General features: G+C 28.2%; 13 protein-coding genes. 6 read left to right on the forward strand and 7 right to left on the reverse strand.

Annotated features, from left to right (window positions below; all coding sequences use genetic code 11):
* Positions 1–350: 350 nt before the first annotated feature.
* The gene (locus CW731_RS12840; protein WP_100947102.1) at positions 351–2753 is read right to left on the reverse strand and encodes an outer membrane beta-barrel family protein; all 2403 of its coding nucleotides are present in this window, start codon (positions 2751–2753) and stop codon (positions 351–353) included.
* A gap of 202 nt (positions 2754–2955) precedes the next feature.
* Here CW731_RS12840 and CW731_RS12845 point away from each other — a divergent pair, with 202 nt between their 5' ends.
* Positions 2956–4002: a sensor histidine kinase gene (locus tag CW731_RS12845; protein WP_100947103.1), complete on the forward strand. Its 1047-nt coding sequence runs from the start codon at positions 2956–2958 to the stop codon at positions 4000–4002.
* Between the two features lie 3 nt (positions 4003–4005).
* Positions 4006–4719 carry a LytTR family DNA-binding domain-containing protein gene (locus CW731_RS12850; protein ID WP_100947104.1) on the forward strand — a complete coding sequence of 238 codons (714 nt, stop codon included), beginning with the start codon at positions 4006–4008 and terminating at the stop codon, positions 4717–4719.
* Here CW731_RS12850 and CW731_RS12855 read toward each other — a convergent pair.
* From CW731_RS12855 to CW731_RS12865, 3 genes are all read right to left on the reverse strand, one after another.
* A complete protein-coding gene (locus CW731_RS12855) occupies positions 4716–6065 on the reverse strand; it encodes an exonuclease domain-containing protein (RefSeq protein ID WP_100947105.1) in 1350 nt (449 codons plus the stop codon). The genes CW731_RS12850 and CW731_RS12855 overlap by 4 nt on opposite strands.
* Positions 6066–6722: a ribulose-phosphate 3-epimerase gene (gene rpe / locus CW731_RS12860; RefSeq protein ID WP_100947106.1), complete on the reverse strand. Its 657-nt coding sequence runs from the start codon at positions 6720–6722 to the stop codon at positions 6066–6068.
* 381 nt (positions 6723–7103) lie between these two features.
* The gene (locus tag CW731_RS12865) at positions 7104–7967 is read right to left on the reverse strand and encodes an RNA polymerase sigma factor RpoD/SigA (protein WP_036827110.1); all 864 of its coding nucleotides are present in this window, start codon (positions 7965–7967) and stop codon (positions 7104–7106) included.
* Between the two features lie 202 nt (positions 7968–8169).
* Here CW731_RS12865 and CW731_RS12870 point away from each other — a divergent pair, with 202 nt between their 5' ends.
* Together CW731_RS12870 and CW731_RS15695 are read left to right on the forward strand one after the other, a co-directional pair.
* Positions 8170–8736, forward strand: coding sequence for an RNA polymerase sigma factor (locus CW731_RS12870; protein WP_232734674.1), 567 nt, complete (start codon positions 8170–8172; stop codon positions 8734–8736).
* A gap of 3 nt (positions 8737–8739) precedes the next feature.
* The gene (locus CW731_RS15695) at positions 8740–8907 is read left to right on the forward strand and encodes a hypothetical protein (RefSeq protein ID WP_198519819.1); all 168 of its coding nucleotides are present in this window, start codon (positions 8740–8742) and stop codon (positions 8905–8907) included.
* 387 nt (positions 8908–9294) lie between these two features.
* On the opposite strand, the gene CW731_RS12875 is transcribed toward CW731_RS15695, so the two are convergent.
* Together CW731_RS12875 and CW731_RS12880 are read right to left on the reverse strand one after the other, a co-directional pair.
* On the reverse strand, positions 9295–10917 hold the full coding sequence (locus tag CW731_RS12875; RefSeq protein WP_100947107.1) for an Ig-like domain-containing protein: 1623 nt from the start codon (positions 10915–10917) through the stop codon (positions 9295–9297).
* 56 nt (positions 10918–10973) lie between these two features.
* Complete coding sequence (locus tag CW731_RS12880; RefSeq protein WP_232734675.1) at positions 10974–11543, reverse strand: ComF family protein; 570 nt, start codon at positions 11541–11543, stop codon at positions 10974–10976.
* 167 nt (positions 11544–11710) lie between these two features.
* Between CW731_RS12880 and CW731_RS12885 the strand changes: the two genes are divergently transcribed.
* Positions 11711–12274 carry a class I SAM-dependent methyltransferase gene (locus tag CW731_RS12885; RefSeq protein ID WP_100947109.1) on the forward strand — a complete coding sequence of 188 codons (564 nt, stop codon included), beginning with the start codon at positions 11711–11713 and terminating at the stop codon, positions 12272–12274.
* 44 nt (positions 12275–12318) lie between these two features.
* Positions 12319–13866, forward strand: a complete 1548-nt coding sequence (locus CW731_RS12890; protein WP_100947110.1) for a glycine--tRNA ligase — start codon at positions 12319–12321, stop codon at positions 13864–13866.
* Between the two features lie 111 nt (positions 13867–13977).
* Here the strand turns inward: CW731_RS12890 and CW731_RS12895 are convergent, their stop codons facing one another.
* A complete protein-coding gene (locus CW731_RS12895; protein ID WP_157812231.1) occupies positions 13978–15942 on the reverse strand; it encodes a hypothetical protein in 1965 nt (654 codons plus the stop codon).
* Positions 15943–16513 lie beyond the last annotated feature (571 nt).

The raw sequence follows: 16513 nt of genomic DNA on the forward strand, positions 1-16513 counted from the left end.
ATATATTTTTTTTAAAAAAATTATATTGGTTTGTTAATAAGTAAAGAGAACTATACAATAATCTATTTTTAAAAGCTAAAAACACCACCAGTATAAATACGAAGAAGTATTATCTAGTCCAATATTGTGTCTACTGTATTCGGTATTTAGAGGTAGTTTTAAATAGCTTTTAAGAGTATGAGGAATGTTAATTCTTTAAAGTTTAAGGTAGTTTTTACTTGATATTTTAACTGAATGTAGCTTTATAGTGGTCTTGTAGATTATTGATTAGAGTTTTTTTAGGACTGTAAATAAAAAAGCATCTCAATATTTATATCGAGATGCTTAAAAGTTAATAAATGAGAACACTATTATAAACGACTTTTTTCATCTTGTAAATCAGTGTTTCTAACAGATTTTTCCTTTCCACTTCCAAAATTATAAGTTAATGATAGTGTGAATTTTCTTGTTTCCCATTGGTTGGTCCAATTAGTTGAAATATTATCTTGTGTTGTAACACTTCTATACATACTTTTCTTTAATACGTTATCAGCTTTTAAATTTACACGCAATTTTTTGTTGAATAACTCTTTTTTTAAACCAAAAGACATATCATAAGATGGTTTAGATATGCTATTACCGTACGTTCCACCAGAACTATAAAAACTATTCCAGTTTAAACTTAAATGATCTTTGAAAGTGAATAATTGATTAATGCTTCCATTCCAACTAAGGCTACTATCATTAAATTGATAGTTTTCTATTTCTGATTTTGCTTGATTATAAGAAAGATCTGCATAAAGTACGATTTCCCACCATTTAGTAAACTCAATAGATGTGTTAAATGAAGTTCCAATATTTGTAGATTTCCCAATATTATCATAGTAAGTAGTTGTAATTTGTGTGTTTTCATCATAATCAATAATATAAAAGATTCCGCTATTGGTAAAGTTTGCGAATAATGAAAGCGCAGTTTTATATTTTCTAACCCAAGTAACTTCGAAAGCATTTGTAAATTCTGGTTTTAAATTAGGGTTTCCTACAGAAACATTATAAGTGTCTATATATTCGAAAAAAGGGTTTAAATATAAGTAACGTGGTCTTTGTATTCTTTTGCTGTATGAAAACTTGTATTGATTGGCATCAAAATTTCCATTAACACTAAATGAAGGAAAAAATGATAAGTAATTATCTGCGTTAGATGTGTTTGTTGTTGCAGAAGTAGCTTCATAATTTATGTATTCTGCTCTTAAACCTGTTTGGAAATTCCATTTCTGGGTAGAAAAATTTGCAATTGCATAACCAGCAGTAATAGATTCTTTATATAATAGATGATTACTTCTATTTGTATCTATAATAAAATCTCCATTTAAATCTCTATTTTTAAGTATGATATTGTAATTATTGTCTACATAACTATATTTTAAACCTGTTTCTAAATTAATATATGTACTCAGTTTTTTTTCAAAATCTATTTTTGTACTAAAGATGTTATAGGTAGTTGGGTTGCTATTCTTTATAGCTTCTTGTTCTTTAAAAGACGAGTTCTCATCTGTATTTAAATAAGTGTTTGTTGTTAATCGATCTTCTGTGTTATTATAATTTGCATAGTTTAATTGAATGTCTAATTTTGTATCTAAACTATCAGAAACAAAACTGTAATAAACATTTCCTGTAATGGTTTTGTTTTTACCCAGTTGGGTTGTATTTAACAATGTATAACGCTTGTAAATGTCATTGTAAAATTGATTGGTTCTACCTTCTGTAAGTTCATCACTTTTATAAATATTGTAGTTCCAAGAAGTACCAATATTTACATTTTCGGATATTTTGTTCGAAACACCAAATTTTGCAGTGTAACTATCTCCTTTCGGAAACCAATCATTAAGTTGTTCTAAAACAGTTGTTTGATTTGGTTCTTTTATGGTTTGAATAATTTTTCTATGATTTACAGATTCGTTATAACCATAGTATAAACCAGCATTCATATTCCATTTTTGGGTGTTATTGTATAGGTTAATTCCGTTTCTATTTTTAATAAATTCAGCATAACCTACAGATGAATAGATGTTTCCTGTTAACCCTGTATTTGGAGATTTTTTAAGTCTGATGTTTAAAATTCCACCAGTTCCAGAAGCATCATATTTAGCAGAAGGATTTGCTATAATTTCTACTGTTTTTATATTAGAACCATCTAAAGTTTTTAAGAATTGTTTTAACTCATCACCCTTTAATAATGCAGGTTTTCCATCAATCATAATTTGCAAGTTTGCATTTCCTCTAAAAACGATATTTTCATCTTTATCAAGTTGCATTCCTGGTAATTTACTTAGGGTTTCTAAACCATCATTTCCATTTCCTAAACCAGATTTATCGATATCTACAATCATTTTATCACCAGTCATTCTAATCAATCGTTTTTTAGATAAAATAACAATCTCATCTAATTCAGAAGCATCTTCTTTTAAAACAATATTTCTCGTTATTGTGTTTTTTGAATATTGAATAACTTCAGATTTAAAACTTTCGTAACCTAATAACTCTGCTTTAAGGTAAAAATCAGTTTTGGTTAATGAAATTGAATAAAATCCGTTTTCATCTGTATAACCATAATTTATATATTTATTAGTTGTAGCGTTAAACGTAGCAACTGCTGTGTAAGGCAAAACTTCGTTTGTTTCTTTTGAAGTTATTTTACCATTAATTGTAATTTCTTGAGCATTAATAAAGCTTAAACATAAAGTGAATACGATTGTAACGATTAGGTTTTTCATGATTATTGTTTTAATTTGAAGCTAAATTAGTTTGATAGTCAATCGTAAAACTTCAAAATACATCAACCTGCTATTTTATTCCACGAAACATGGAAAACGAAAGTTTTTAGATTTCAAGATCATTCTTAAGGGTTTGTGTAAAGAAATAGTGGTTTCGTCCTAAATTTAAAATTTGTAATAATAAAACGGTTATTTTCGTAGTATGGATTTAAAGAAACAACACTGGAAATACCATTTATTATTAGCAGTAGTAATATTAATAATGGATTTTTTTGGAGATTATGTGTATAAAGGAATGGAGGGCTTTATGGAGAATTTTAAACTGTCTTTTGCTTATAGTAAAATTATGTTTTATGTGTCTTTTTATACAATTTATGTAATCAATTATTTTATTGTTTGTCCGAAGACTTTGTCTAAAAAACGAATAGGATCTTATGTTGTAAGTATCTTAATTTTATTCTTTGGTTTCGCTTTTATTAGATTTTTATTAGAGGAAGTAATTTTATTTCAATTAACAGGAAACCATAATTATTATGAAGCAGGACGAAACTTTTTATACTATACATTTGATAATACTTATTTTGCATTAAAAGCAATTTTATTTAGTACTGCATTGTATTTATTTTTTGAATATATCGAAAATCAAGATCGAATTAATCAACTACAACTAGAACATAAAAAGGCTGAGTTAAGTTTTTTGAAATCTCAATTAGAACCTCATTTTTTGTTTAATACCTTGAATTCCTTTTACACAGATTTAGTAGATACACAACCAAAAGCAGCAAAAGATATACATCGCTTGTCAGAATTACTGCGCTATGTAACGTACGAAGCACAACAAGATTTTATGCCTTTAAACAAAGAAGTAAAGTTTATTGAAGACTATATTTATTTCTATAGAAAACGCTTTGAAAATTATTTATTTTTAGAGTATAATATTGAAGGGATTGTTGCTGACCAGAAGATGCCATCATTAGTTTTAATTCATTTTATTGAAAACATTTTTAAACATGGTGTTACAAATAAAAAGGAAACTCCGGCTAAAATAGTTATTCAAATCACCAATAATGATATTTCTATTACTACGGAAAATAAAGTGTCTTCCTCAGAGAAGTATAGTAATAAAGGAATTGGAAAAGAAAATTTAGTACGACGTTTAAAGGCTATTTATAAAGATGATTATGAATTGAATTTTAATGAAGAGAATCAAACATTTAAGGCCTTTTTAAAAATACCTTTTAATAAATAATTTATGAATACGATAAGATGTATTATTGTTGATGACGAGCCGCCAGCAATAAGGTTGTTAGAAAAATATGTAAGCAAAGTATCTTTTTTAGAATTGGTAACTTCTACTGTAAGTCCGTTAGAAGCACTCGGTTTAATTGACAAAGGAGGTGTTGATTTGGTGTTTTTAGATATTCAAATGCCAGAACTTACAGGAATTCAATTATCTAAGATTGTAAAAGGTAAAACCAAGATAATTTTTACAACGGCCTACCCGCAATTTGCGTTAGAAAGTTATGAATTAAACGCTATCGATTATTTGTTAAAACCTTTTGAATTTGAGCGTTTTTATCAAGCCGTTTTAAAAGCAAAAGATGAAAATATTTCTGTTGAAAAACAAATAAAACCACAATCTGATTCCTATTTGTTTGTTAAAACCGATGGTAAAAATAACTTCGAAAAAGTGTATGTTAAAGACATTTGCTACATAGAAGGTTTAAAGAATTATGTGGCAATTCATTTAAAAGAAAATCAAATTATTACGCACAACACACTTAAGAATATTGAAGAATATTTACCAAAGGAACAGTTTGTAAAAACGCATAAATCCTATATTGTATCTATGGAGCACATTCATAAAACCGATTCGATTTCAGTTTATGTTAATAATAAAGCTTTGCCAATTGGAGATACCTATAAAAAAGACTTTTTTGAAAGAGTTCAAAAGCTTAAACTTTAATTTTTCTTTAAATATGCAGCAATAATTCTCTGAATATCTCTATTGTCTTTTTTAGGTTCCACAAAAAATTGATAATCTTCAGGGTTTTCTAATTGTTCAGATTGAAGTACATCTACATAGCCAAAACCTTGATAAATTCCGTCTAAAATTAGTACAAAACCAACTTCATTTTTGGTTCTTCCTTTTTCTTTAATGACTAAATTTTCTGCTCCAATTCCTACCGATTTTATTGCTTCTTTTACACGCTTGTTATAATTTGCTACAGTTTCTTTATCACAACAAATACCTTTACATTCTTTTAGTTGATAATGAAAACAGCTAGAAATATTGGTTTGTAAATGACAGTATTTTGGGCACAATTCAAACTCCTTACATAGTAGTTCCAAATGGTTTCTAGCTTCAGAAATAGTATAATATTTCATCATAGGGTTTGGAGCTAGTTTCAATCGGTTATAAGCTAAATGAATAATGCCTTTTTGATCTTCATAAGAAAACAAACCAACAGCTTCACCAGCTCTTCGTTGTGCTCTGTTAAATTTCGGATAAATGTGTTTTATTTCTGCAGATTCGTGCAACAGCGCAAGTAATTCGCTACCTGTTTTTGTAAAAGAAATATCTGCAGTTTCCAAACACATGGTTTGCTCTTTTTTCTTTTTATCATAAAAATGACTGATAACACGTTGCTTTATATTATTTGCCTTACCAACATAAATAACTTCTTTATCTGAATTTTTAAAATAATAAACGCCATGTTTTTCGGGTAAATTGTCAACTATTTTTTTATCTAAAAGAGGAGGTAAGGTTGCTTGTCTAGATTTTGGATTCAAAAAAGAATTGATGGTGAAATTATCATCTCTTTCTATTAATCTTCTAAATAATTCTGTTGTTGCTTCTGCATCTCCTTTTGCTCTGTGTCTTCCGTTTATAGGAATGTTTTCTGAAGTACAAATATTACCTAAACTGTAAGAACTTAAACCAGGAATTAACTTTCTCGATAAACGAACTGTACATAATTTTTTTCGCTTAAAAGCAAAACCTAAATTTTTAAATTCTTCATGAATAATGTTGTAATCGAAGTTTACATTATGTGCTACAAAAATAGTGTCTTTTGTAATTTCTTCTACCTTTTTGGCAATTTCATAAAACTTGGGTGCAGTTCTTACCATTGCATTTGTAATACCTGTAAGATTGGTAATAAAAGCAGGAATGTTTTGTTCGGGATTTACAAGCGAAGTAAACTCATCTACAACTACTTTCCCATCAAAAACAAAAATGGATATTTCGGTTATTTTAGAACCTTTATATCCATTTCCTGTAGTTTCTATGTCGACAACTGTGTATAACAATTACTCTATTATATTTTTTAAATCTGCAATAGTTGCTGTTGGATCTTCAGAACCAAAAACATAACTTCCTGCAACTAGTACATTTGCACCAGCTTCAATTAATGCATTTGCATTTTTATCTGTAACACCACCATCAATTTCTATTTGGCAACCAGATTCAGTAAAATCGATTAAATGTCTTAATTGACTTACTTTTTTATAGGTGTTTTCTATAAAAGATTGTCCACCAAAACCAGGATTTACACTCATTATACAAACTAAATCTAAATCTTTAATAACATCTTCTAAAACGGCAATTGGTGTATGCGGGTTTAAAGCAACTCCGGCTTTCATGCCAGTAGCTTTTATTGCCTGTATTGTTCCATGCAAATGTGTACAAGCTTCATAATGTACCGTTAAAATGTTCGCTCCTAAATCTGCAAATGTTTGAATGTATTGATCTGGGTTTACAATCATTAAATGTACATCAATTGTTTTTTTAGCATGTTTAGATATCGCTTTTAAAACTGGCATTCCAAAAGAAATGTTAGGTACAAAAACGCCATCCATAATATCAATATGAAACCAATCTGCTTCACTATTGTTTACCATTTCGATGTCTCTTTGTAAGTTAGCAAAATCTGCTGCTAAAATTGAAGGTGCAATTAAATTACTCATTTGTTTGTTGTTGTGTTGTGATTTTATTTTGCAAAGATAATTAATTCGTTATGGTAAGAAAGAATGAGAGGGTAATTTTTTATTCCGTCTTAGTTTACATTTTTATTAATTTAATAAATAGGTCTATAGAACAGATAGCGTTATCTGTCCTATAGACCTATGTGAAAGTTGAGGGAAAGTTGCTACGAATGCTATTTGTTTCTTAAATAGAGTTTTCTAAAATATGCAAATAGTTTTAGCCCTGATTGAACGGTTTGTTTGAGCTCTTTTTTATTCCTTTTTAGGATAAAAAAAGCGAGTAGTGAAAGCAGGAAATAGCTTCAAATAAAAAAAACTCCCGAAAAGAATTCGAGAGTTTTAGTTTTTTATTTTTGATAATGATTATCCAAGATAAGTCATTAAAATTTTAGATCTAGAAGTATGTTTTAATCTTCTAATTGCTTTTTCTTTAATTTGACGTACACGCTCACGAGTTAAATCGAACGTTTCGCCAATTTCTTCTAAAGTCATTGGTTGGTGTTCACCTAAACCAAAATATAATTTTACAACATCTGCCTCACGTGGGGTTAATGTTTCTAAAGCTCTATTAATTTCTATTCTTAGAGATTCATGTAATAATTTTCTATCAGGATTTGGAGATTCTCCAGAGTTTAATACATCATATAAATTAGAATCTTCCCCTTCAATTAAAGGCGCATCCATAGATACGTGACGACCAGAATTCTTCATAGATTCTTTTACGTCATTAACAGTCATGTCTAGTTTCTTAGCAATTTCTTCAGCACTTGGTGGGCGCTCATTTTCTTGCTCTAAGAAAGCGTACATTTTGTTAATTTTATTGATAGAGCCAATTTTATTTAACGGTAAACGTACAATTCTAGATTGTTCTGCTAATGCTTGTAATATCGATTGACGAATCCACCAAACGGCATAAGATATAAATTTAAACCCTCTAGTTTCATCAAAACGTTTTGCTGCTTTAATTAAACCTAAATTTCCTTCGTTTATTAAATCTGGTAAAGTTAATCCTTGATTTTGGTATTGTTTCGCTACAGATACAACAAATCTTAAATTGGCTTTGGTTAATTTCTCTAAAGCTCTTTGATCACCTGCTTTAATAAGCTGCGCTAATTCTACTTCTTCATCAGCAGTAATTAAATCTACTTTTCCAATCTCTTGTAAATACTTGTCTAACGATGCGGTTTCTCTATTAGTAACCTGCTTGGTAATTTTAAGTTGTCTCATTTAAATTCTCTGTGACGTTTTAAGGATTAATACTCTTGCTACATCTACTTATACGTAAGAGATGTAATTTATGTTACAAAAAAACTATCTTTTTTTTAAAAAGATAGTTTTCGACCATTCACCGAGAAAAAAATACGTTTTAACTTTTTTAAATTTTTAAGTGTGACCTATTTATTTATTTAGTGTCATAAATACAACCAAAGTGAATACAATAGTAGAAAAAATTACCGATGAAGATTTAGTTTTTGAAATAGTTAGAACTAATAATACAGAATTATTTGCAACCTTATATGATCGTTTTTCTACAGTTGTCTACAATAAGTGTTACAGTTTTTCTAAAAGCAAAGAAGAAGCCGAAGATTTAGTACACGATGTTTTTGTTAGATTATTTGTTAAACTAAAAACATTTAAAGGAACCTCTAAGTTTTCTACATGGTTATATTCGTTTACATATAATTTTTGTGTGAATTATGTACAAAGAAATAGTTACAAAAAGAAAGAAAAAGTAACTGTTGTAACAGATCAAATTAAAGAGAATGACTCTTTTGAGGAAGTTGAAGAGGCAAATTTATTAGAATTAAAATCTAAAAAATTAGCAAAGGTGTTAACTTTAATAGATCCTTCAGAGAAAATGATTTTATTAATGAAATACCAAGAAGAAATGAGTATTAAAGAAATAAAAGAAATTTTGAATATTGGTGAGAGTGCTGTTAAAATGAGAATAAAAAGAGCAAAAGCAAAAGTTATTAAATTGTACGAAGAGTTATAAAAAATGAGTAACCCCTTTAAAAAAATGCTACCAAAGCACAAGGTTTCACCAACTGTAAAACAAAAGGTGCTTTTAGATGCTAAAATGATAAAACACACTATTGAGGTTGCAGATCTTTATGTTTTAAAATTCCCTAAAACACTTACTAATTTCTTTATTAATTCTAAATAATAGTGCAATTTTAATAAAACAAAGGTGTGTTAAAGTTAAGGTCATATACGATTTAGAATTGCATATTTAAGACCATTCATTCTTTTTGTTTTCAAATACTTCTGCTTTTAAGATGTCTATTTTATCAGAAAAGAAATACATGTAGTTAAACTGTGCCACGAAAAATAACATCCTTTGTTTTTTAATTCACTTTCGAAGTGACTTCTCCTATCGTAATCTGTTTGTAAACTAGTAGAACCAACAAAACCACCAATGGCATGAGTGTAATGTTGGGCCTTAATTTCTAGAATAAAACAATTACAAAAAATAATTGTTAAAGGGCTTTCTCGATTTAGGTGGTTAAAGTAAAAAACCAAATAAATATTAAAATATTTGGAAGCACGAAATTTAATCAGATTTTTTAATAGTGAATGTATTTCCTTCTAAAAAGTAGTTTGCTCTAACCTTTAATTCTTCTTTGTAATAAATTATGGTTTCAGGCAATTTTTTAAGGAGGTAGTTACCTGTGTCCCATATTCTATTATTGTTATCGTCTACAATTGCTCTTATAGTATATGTTTTTGGCTCTAATAAATTAAAAACAAGTGTTTCTGAAGTGTTAACATATTTTCGTTCAATAATTTCCTTATTTTCTTTACCAGATAACAAATCAATAATTATATTTTTAGAAGTTGTATTTATTACATTAAGAGTAATTCGTCCATAGTCTTCTAGTTCTACCGTTTTAAAATTGTAATTTATAGAGTCATTTTTAATATTATAAATATCAGTAAAACCCCCAGGAAAAGCTTTTAAATTGTAATTTTCTTTCTGATTTTTATCAAAAAGGAAACCGATCTTATTTTCCTTTATTGAAATATAATTTGAGTATTTAACTCTTAAAGTGTCTTTATTTACAAAAATGATCTTGCTAGTGTCTATTTTTACAATTGGGTTGTTACTCTTAATAAAAAAAGTATCTCTTAAATGTAAAGTTCCGCTTGTAGAAGGTGATAATTTTAGAGAATCTAACTTGTTTTTTCGGAATTTCACAGTCACTGTATCTAGAAAAATATCATTTGAAACAACAAAGTTTAAAGAATCTACAGCAATAGGAGTATACCAATAATTTAAAGTGTCTTTATCCATTTCAAACCTTGATGCACTTTTAAAACTATCAGTAACTTTAGATAATAATTCAACTTTTAGGTTTTTTATCTCACCTTCATAACCAAACTGAATTTTACCTTTAGAGACTTCTTTTGCTCTATTAAAACGATACGGCTGAATTTCTTTAAATAGCTTAATTGGTTTTGTAATTACGCTATCTTTAGGTAGCGTAATTGTATCTGCATAAAAACCAATTTTATCTACTTTTGGATTAAAAATATAGTCGCTAGAACGCTCCTCTAGTGCTAATAAAAGATACTTTCCTTCTTTTAAATTTGTGAATTCAAATTTAGTTGTGTCTAAAGCTGTAGTTACGTAATTTGGTTTTTTGTTGTAAATAATAGAATCTGTAAATGTACTGTCTATTCTATATAAGACGATGTTTGTTTTTTTAGGTTTTTTGTTAAAGAAAGCATCTATAACGGTACCAGAAGTTTTTAGAGAATCTATATAAGTTCCTGTAGAGAAAATATATTTAAAACCTTCTAATTTGTTGCTCTCATTATTATCTTCAATGGCATTTCCGAAATTAAAAATATAGGTAGTATTTAATGCTAAGGTATCTAAAATTTTAATTTTTAAAAATTTACTTGCAGTTCCTTGTGGTGTTACTAATAAAGGGTTTTTTAAAGGAGGGGAAACAACCAGTTGCTTGTTTAGGTCTTTTAATTTAATAAATTCATTAAATGTTAATTCGACCTCTTTACTTTTAAAATTAATGGTTTTATAAGGTGGTTTAGAAACCACAAATAAAGGAGCATCTTCATCTTTTGGGCCACCATCTGGTCTTCCCGTTTTTGCACAACTAAAAATAAATGCGATAGAAACTAATAAAAAAAGCGTTTTATAAAGGAATTTCACAAACAGTAAATTTTCTACAAATTAACAATTTATTTTTCATATTAAAGTCACAAAGTTTATTCTGTATACGCCATTGTTAAAATACTAATTGTTATTCCAGAAGTTTTTAAAAGTTCCATTGCACAGGCTTCTAAAGTTGCGCCGGTTGTAATTACGTCATCAATAATTAAAACGTGTTTATTTTTAAATGTAGCTGTATTTGTTAAAAAGAATTTTGATTCCAAATCATTAAATCTTTCAAAACGTGTCTTTAGCGTTTGTGTTTTTGTTGATGACTTTCTCACTAAAACTCCTTCAATAAAAGGAATATTTAAATGATTACTTAAACATTTGCCAAATTTAGTAACCTGATTATAACCTCTAATTTTCTTTTTTTTAGAGTGAATTGGTACAGGAACAATATAATCAACTGTCGAAAACTCCTTGTTTTGATTGAGGATTTCTCCGAGCCAGTTGCCAAAGAAAACACCAACTTCTTCATTTCCTTTGTATTTTAACTCATGAATGAGATTCTTAGTGATGCTTTCCTTTCTGAAAAATAATAAAGAATAGGCTTTTTCTACCGTTACTCTTCCGAAGAAAATCTTTGAAAGTTTATTATCTGTATAGCTTTTAAAATTAGTCAAGGGCAAATCATGTCTACAAAATGTACAGATTACTTTTTCATTTTGTAATAATTGTTCATTACAATTCGCACAAATTTTAGGATAAAAAAGTTGGAAGAAATCTTTTAAATATTGCATCTTTACAAGGCGTTTTTTGAGAAAGATAAATAATAAACATAGAATTACAATTGACAAGTAAAATAAATTTTTTTAAGGAAGCAGTAAAAAACCTAAAAATAGTAGGCACAGTAGTACCAAGTTCGCGTTTTTTGGCGAATAGAATGCTCAAAGAAATAGATTTTTCTAAAGTAAATGTTTTGGTTGAACTAGGGCCTGGTAATGGAGCAATTACAAAACATATTTTAAACAGGTTACCACCTAATGCAATCTTAATTTGTTTTGAAATTAATAATTGTTTTTACAAACAATTATTAGAACTTAAGCATCCGCAATTAGTTGTAGTTAAGTCTTCTGCCGAAAAAATAAAGGAAGAACTAAGTTTGTTAGGTTTTGACAAAACAAACCATATTGTATCTAGCTTGCCTTTAACAATTATTCCCGATAAAATTTCAAAAGAAATTTTAAATAGTTCATTTGATGTTTTAGAAAATGGGGGTACTTACATCCAATTTCAATATAGTTTGTCTTATTTTAAAAAACTTAAAAAAGTTTTTAATACATTTATTACTTTAGATTTCGAACCATTAAACATACCTCCAGCCTTTGTTTATCGATGTAAAAAAGTCGATTAACTTTTTCTTGAAAAATCTTTACAAACGTTTATCTTTGTAGCATTATGGCAAAACAAGAAGATCACTTTAAAAAAGTATTATCGCACGCAAAAGAATACGGTTATGTATTTCAATCATCTGAAATTTATGACGGTTTAAGCGCGGTGTACGATTACGCTCAAAACGGAGTTGAGTTAAAGAAAAATATTAGAGATTATTGGTGGAAAGCAATGGTGCAAATGCACGAAAACATTGTAGGTATTGATGCTTCAATTTTAATGCATCCAAAAACTTGGAAAGCTTCTGGGCATGTAGATGCTTTTAATGATCCTTTAATTGATAATAAAGATTCTAAAAAACGCTACAGAGCAGATGTTTTAATTGAAGACTACTGTGCTAAAATTGAAGGTAAAATAGAAAAAGAAGTTGCCAAAGCTGCAAAACGTTTCGGAGAATCTTTTGATAAAGAGGAATTTATCTCTACAAACGGAAGAGTTGTTGGCTATCAAGAAAAAATAAATACCATTCTTGCAAGAATGGGGAAATCTTTAGAAAATGAAGATTTAGCAGATGTAAAGTTGTTAATTGAAGAGCTAGAAATTGCAGATCCTTTAACAGGTTCTAGAAATTGGACAGATGTAAAGCAGTTCAATTTAATGTTTGGTACTAAATTAGGTGCTTCTGCAGAAACTGCAATGGATTTATACTTACGCCCAGAAACAGCACAAGGAATTTTTGTAAATTTCTTAAATGTACAGAAAACGGGTAGAATGAAAATTCCTTTCGGAATTGCACAAACTGGTAAAGCATTTAGAAATGAAATTGTTGCAAGACAGTTTATTTTTAGAATGCGTGAGTTTGAACAAATGGAAATGCAATTTTTTGTAAAACCAGGAACGCAAAAAGAATGGTATGATCAATGGAAAGAAACGCGTTTAAAATGGCATTTATCTTTAGGAATGGGAGCAGAGAATTACCGTTTTCATGACCATGATAAATTAGCGCATTACGCAGATGCAGCAGCAGATATTGAGTTTAAATTTCCATTCGGATTTAAAGAGTTAGAAGGAATTCATTCTCGTACAGATTTCGATTTAAAGGCACACGAAGAGCACTCTGGTAAGAAGTTACAATATTTCGATCACGAAGAAAATAAGAGCTATACACCTTATGTCGTAGAAACTTCTATTGGTTTAGATAGAATGTTTTTAGCTGTTTTTTCTAATTCTTTACAAGAAGAAGAACTAGAAAACGGAACTACAAGAACGGTCTTAAAATTACCAGCTGTATTGGCACCATTTAAAGCGGCTATTTTTCCGTTAGTTAAAAAAGATGGTTTACCAGAAGTTGCTCGTAAAATTATGGACGATTTAAAATGGGATTTTAACGTTTTTTATGACGAAAAAGATGCCGTTGGTAAACGTTATAGAAGACAAGATGCTGCCGGAACTCCGTTTTGTATCACTGTAGATCATGAATCTTTAGAAGACAATTCAGTTACCATTCGTCACAGAGATACTATGGAGCAAAAACGTGTAAAAATTTCTGATTTAAAAGAAATTATTAAAGCTGAAGTTGCTGTAAAAACTTGGCTACAGAAAATAGAAGCTTAAATTTATATCATATCTAGGACTTTTAAAATCTTGTAGGTATGCTTAAAATATAGATTTTTGATAAAATAAGCAGACCTCACAGATTTTAAAATCTGTGAGGTCTTTTTTTGATTATTTAACTTCTATCAGTTGTTCTTCATAAATTATTTTTCCAGTAGAGGTAATTCCTTCAAGAAATATCTTCATATACTTTTGATTTGTGTTAGGTATTTTGAAAGAAGAACTATTTTCAACATCATCGATCTTAATTCTCGGTTTCCAAAAAATAGCTCCATATTTTTTATAAAAGTCAGTATGAAAGGATACGTATGATGGTTGGTAGTATTCTTTTTCAATAGCATAACCAAATGAAACTTCGTTTTTTGAAAATGATTTCTTTTTATTACCATTTTTAAAATTATCATTGGAAAAAATATGTATTTCACCAAAACCTGTTTGGGAAATTATAATTTCTTTAATATCGCTTAGAGTTGTAAATAGCAATTGGTCTAAAGAACTGTAACCGCTTTCGTCTTGAATTAAGTTGTTATCCAAATAAACCTTCGTGGGCTTAACAGTTAATAAGCTAATTGTAGCTCCTCTAGCGCTAAAAATGGATACTCCATCGATTGATTCTTTTACGTTAAAACGTTTTGTTTTAATAAAAGTTAAAACACGTAGCTTAAGGGGGAAATTTTCGTCAATCTTATAAGACCGGGAAGGGCCAATGACGAGTGAGTTATTTTTTTTAACCTTTTTAGTTCTTGACTTTATTGTGAATTCATCTAATTTAGTCCTTTCGCCTATGAAATTATTGTAGCTTACTTCTTTAGTAGAAATATTAAAAGTTTTTTCAATTTTTGTAGAACTCATTTTATCATCAGTTTTTAACGGAGAAAATTGAAGATAAATTTTTTCTGCTTTTATCTTCTTTTTTTGTTTAGTTGATAAGCTGATTTTTGTGTTTTGTTTTAAATTTAAATGTTCAAATTTAAATTTGTTATTTTCTATAGGAGCAGATAATATTAAATTATTCTCAGGTGATATTAAAAAAACTGTTTTTGACTCTTTGTTGGAATTAATTGTACCATCAATAGATATTCCTCTTTCAAACTCAAAATTTGTAACGGGTGGGTTGTTAAAAATATTATGCCACTTATATTTACTCCAACCTTGAGTTAATAGTAATAAATCCAAATCTCTTAGTTTGTTCCTATTTATATGGTTAAAATAATATGATGGACTTTCTATTTTTCCATTAATATAAGGCTTAATAAGAAAACTAGATATAATATTATTTTTAGGATTGTAGCTTTTTGTAGATTCTGGTAAAATAGAAGCGCTTAGATAATATGTTTCCTTCTTATTTTTATATATGTTAATAGATAAAGAATCTGAATTCTTCTTAATTAATGAAATAGTTGGTTTGTCGAATAGATTTTTGTTATAATTAAAAAAGATTCTTTCAGCAAGAGGAGTGTTATTTTCACTTAGAAGTGTAACTATATTTATACCTGGGGCTAATTTTTTAGAATTTAAATTGATATTATATTCTGTAGCACCTTCATTGAATATAAAAGTCTGCTTTAATGTTTTATTAGTATTATGGATATAGAGGGTATATTCTTTTCCAATTAAGTCTTTTAAGGTTAATGAGTTTGTTTTTACAAATATACTTATGAAAGTTGTATTTGGGTTAAAAATAGATAAGGTTGTTCCTTTTTTTTCTGCTCTAGGTATTTTTTTTATAATTTTTGTTTTATCAAAGAAGGTAATTTCGGCAGTATATTCTTCATTAGATTTATAAATGAAATCAAAACTACCAATCCCTAATAAATTGGTGTTAAATTTTGCTATTAAATTTTTCTTACTATCAAAAACCTGACCTTCTTTTATGTTAACGCCATTGCTATTCTTATTTTTAACAATAATACCTATCGTGTTTTCTATAGATTCAATTATGTGGCCACTTTCAGGAAGAAACTGTATGTCATATATGTTCTTTGAAACTTCTTTTTCCTCTTTCTTTTTTTTAGAACTAGCTTGTATTATTTCTATTTTTTGAAAATAAGACTCATCTTCTTTAAAGTTTTTCATCCAATTAGTATTGGCTTTTACATAATAAAACCTATCCTTAAAAGTTGAATCTATTTTAATATTTCCTGTTCCAATACCTTCTTGAATATATATAAGTTTTTTTGTTTTTAAGTTTCCAATACTATCGTAGATAGAGACATAAAGATTCTCTGTATTTTTGTTTAATTTTTTAGAATTTAAATTATAGATGTATGATTTAAACCAAAGTTCTTCACCAGGAATAAAAGTTGTTTTATTAAGGTGTAAATAGGGTGTTTCTTTTTCTAGAGAAAAATATTTTTTGTAATTAAGATCTACGTTTTTTTTTTCTTGAGAGGAAGTGTTGTTGAAAATTAAAAAGAATAGTATTAATGTTATTTTGGTTTTCATTATTTTTTTTTAAATGTAATCAAAATTTTCAATTTAGTAAGGGTTTTTGTGTAAAAACTATCTGCCTAGTTTCATGCAATTGTCATTTTCCTATAGAGCATTATTTGATGATTAGAAATTTAAATTAAAAGATGATTTTCTATATAAAATATTTTTTAATTTAATAGTATTTATTAAGGTGTTGTTGTAAGTACCTGATGTG

This window comes from Polaribacter sp. ALD11, assembly GCF_002831685.1.
Classification (GTDB): Bacteria; Bacteroidota; Bacteroidia; order Flavobacteriales; family Flavobacteriaceae; genus Polaribacter.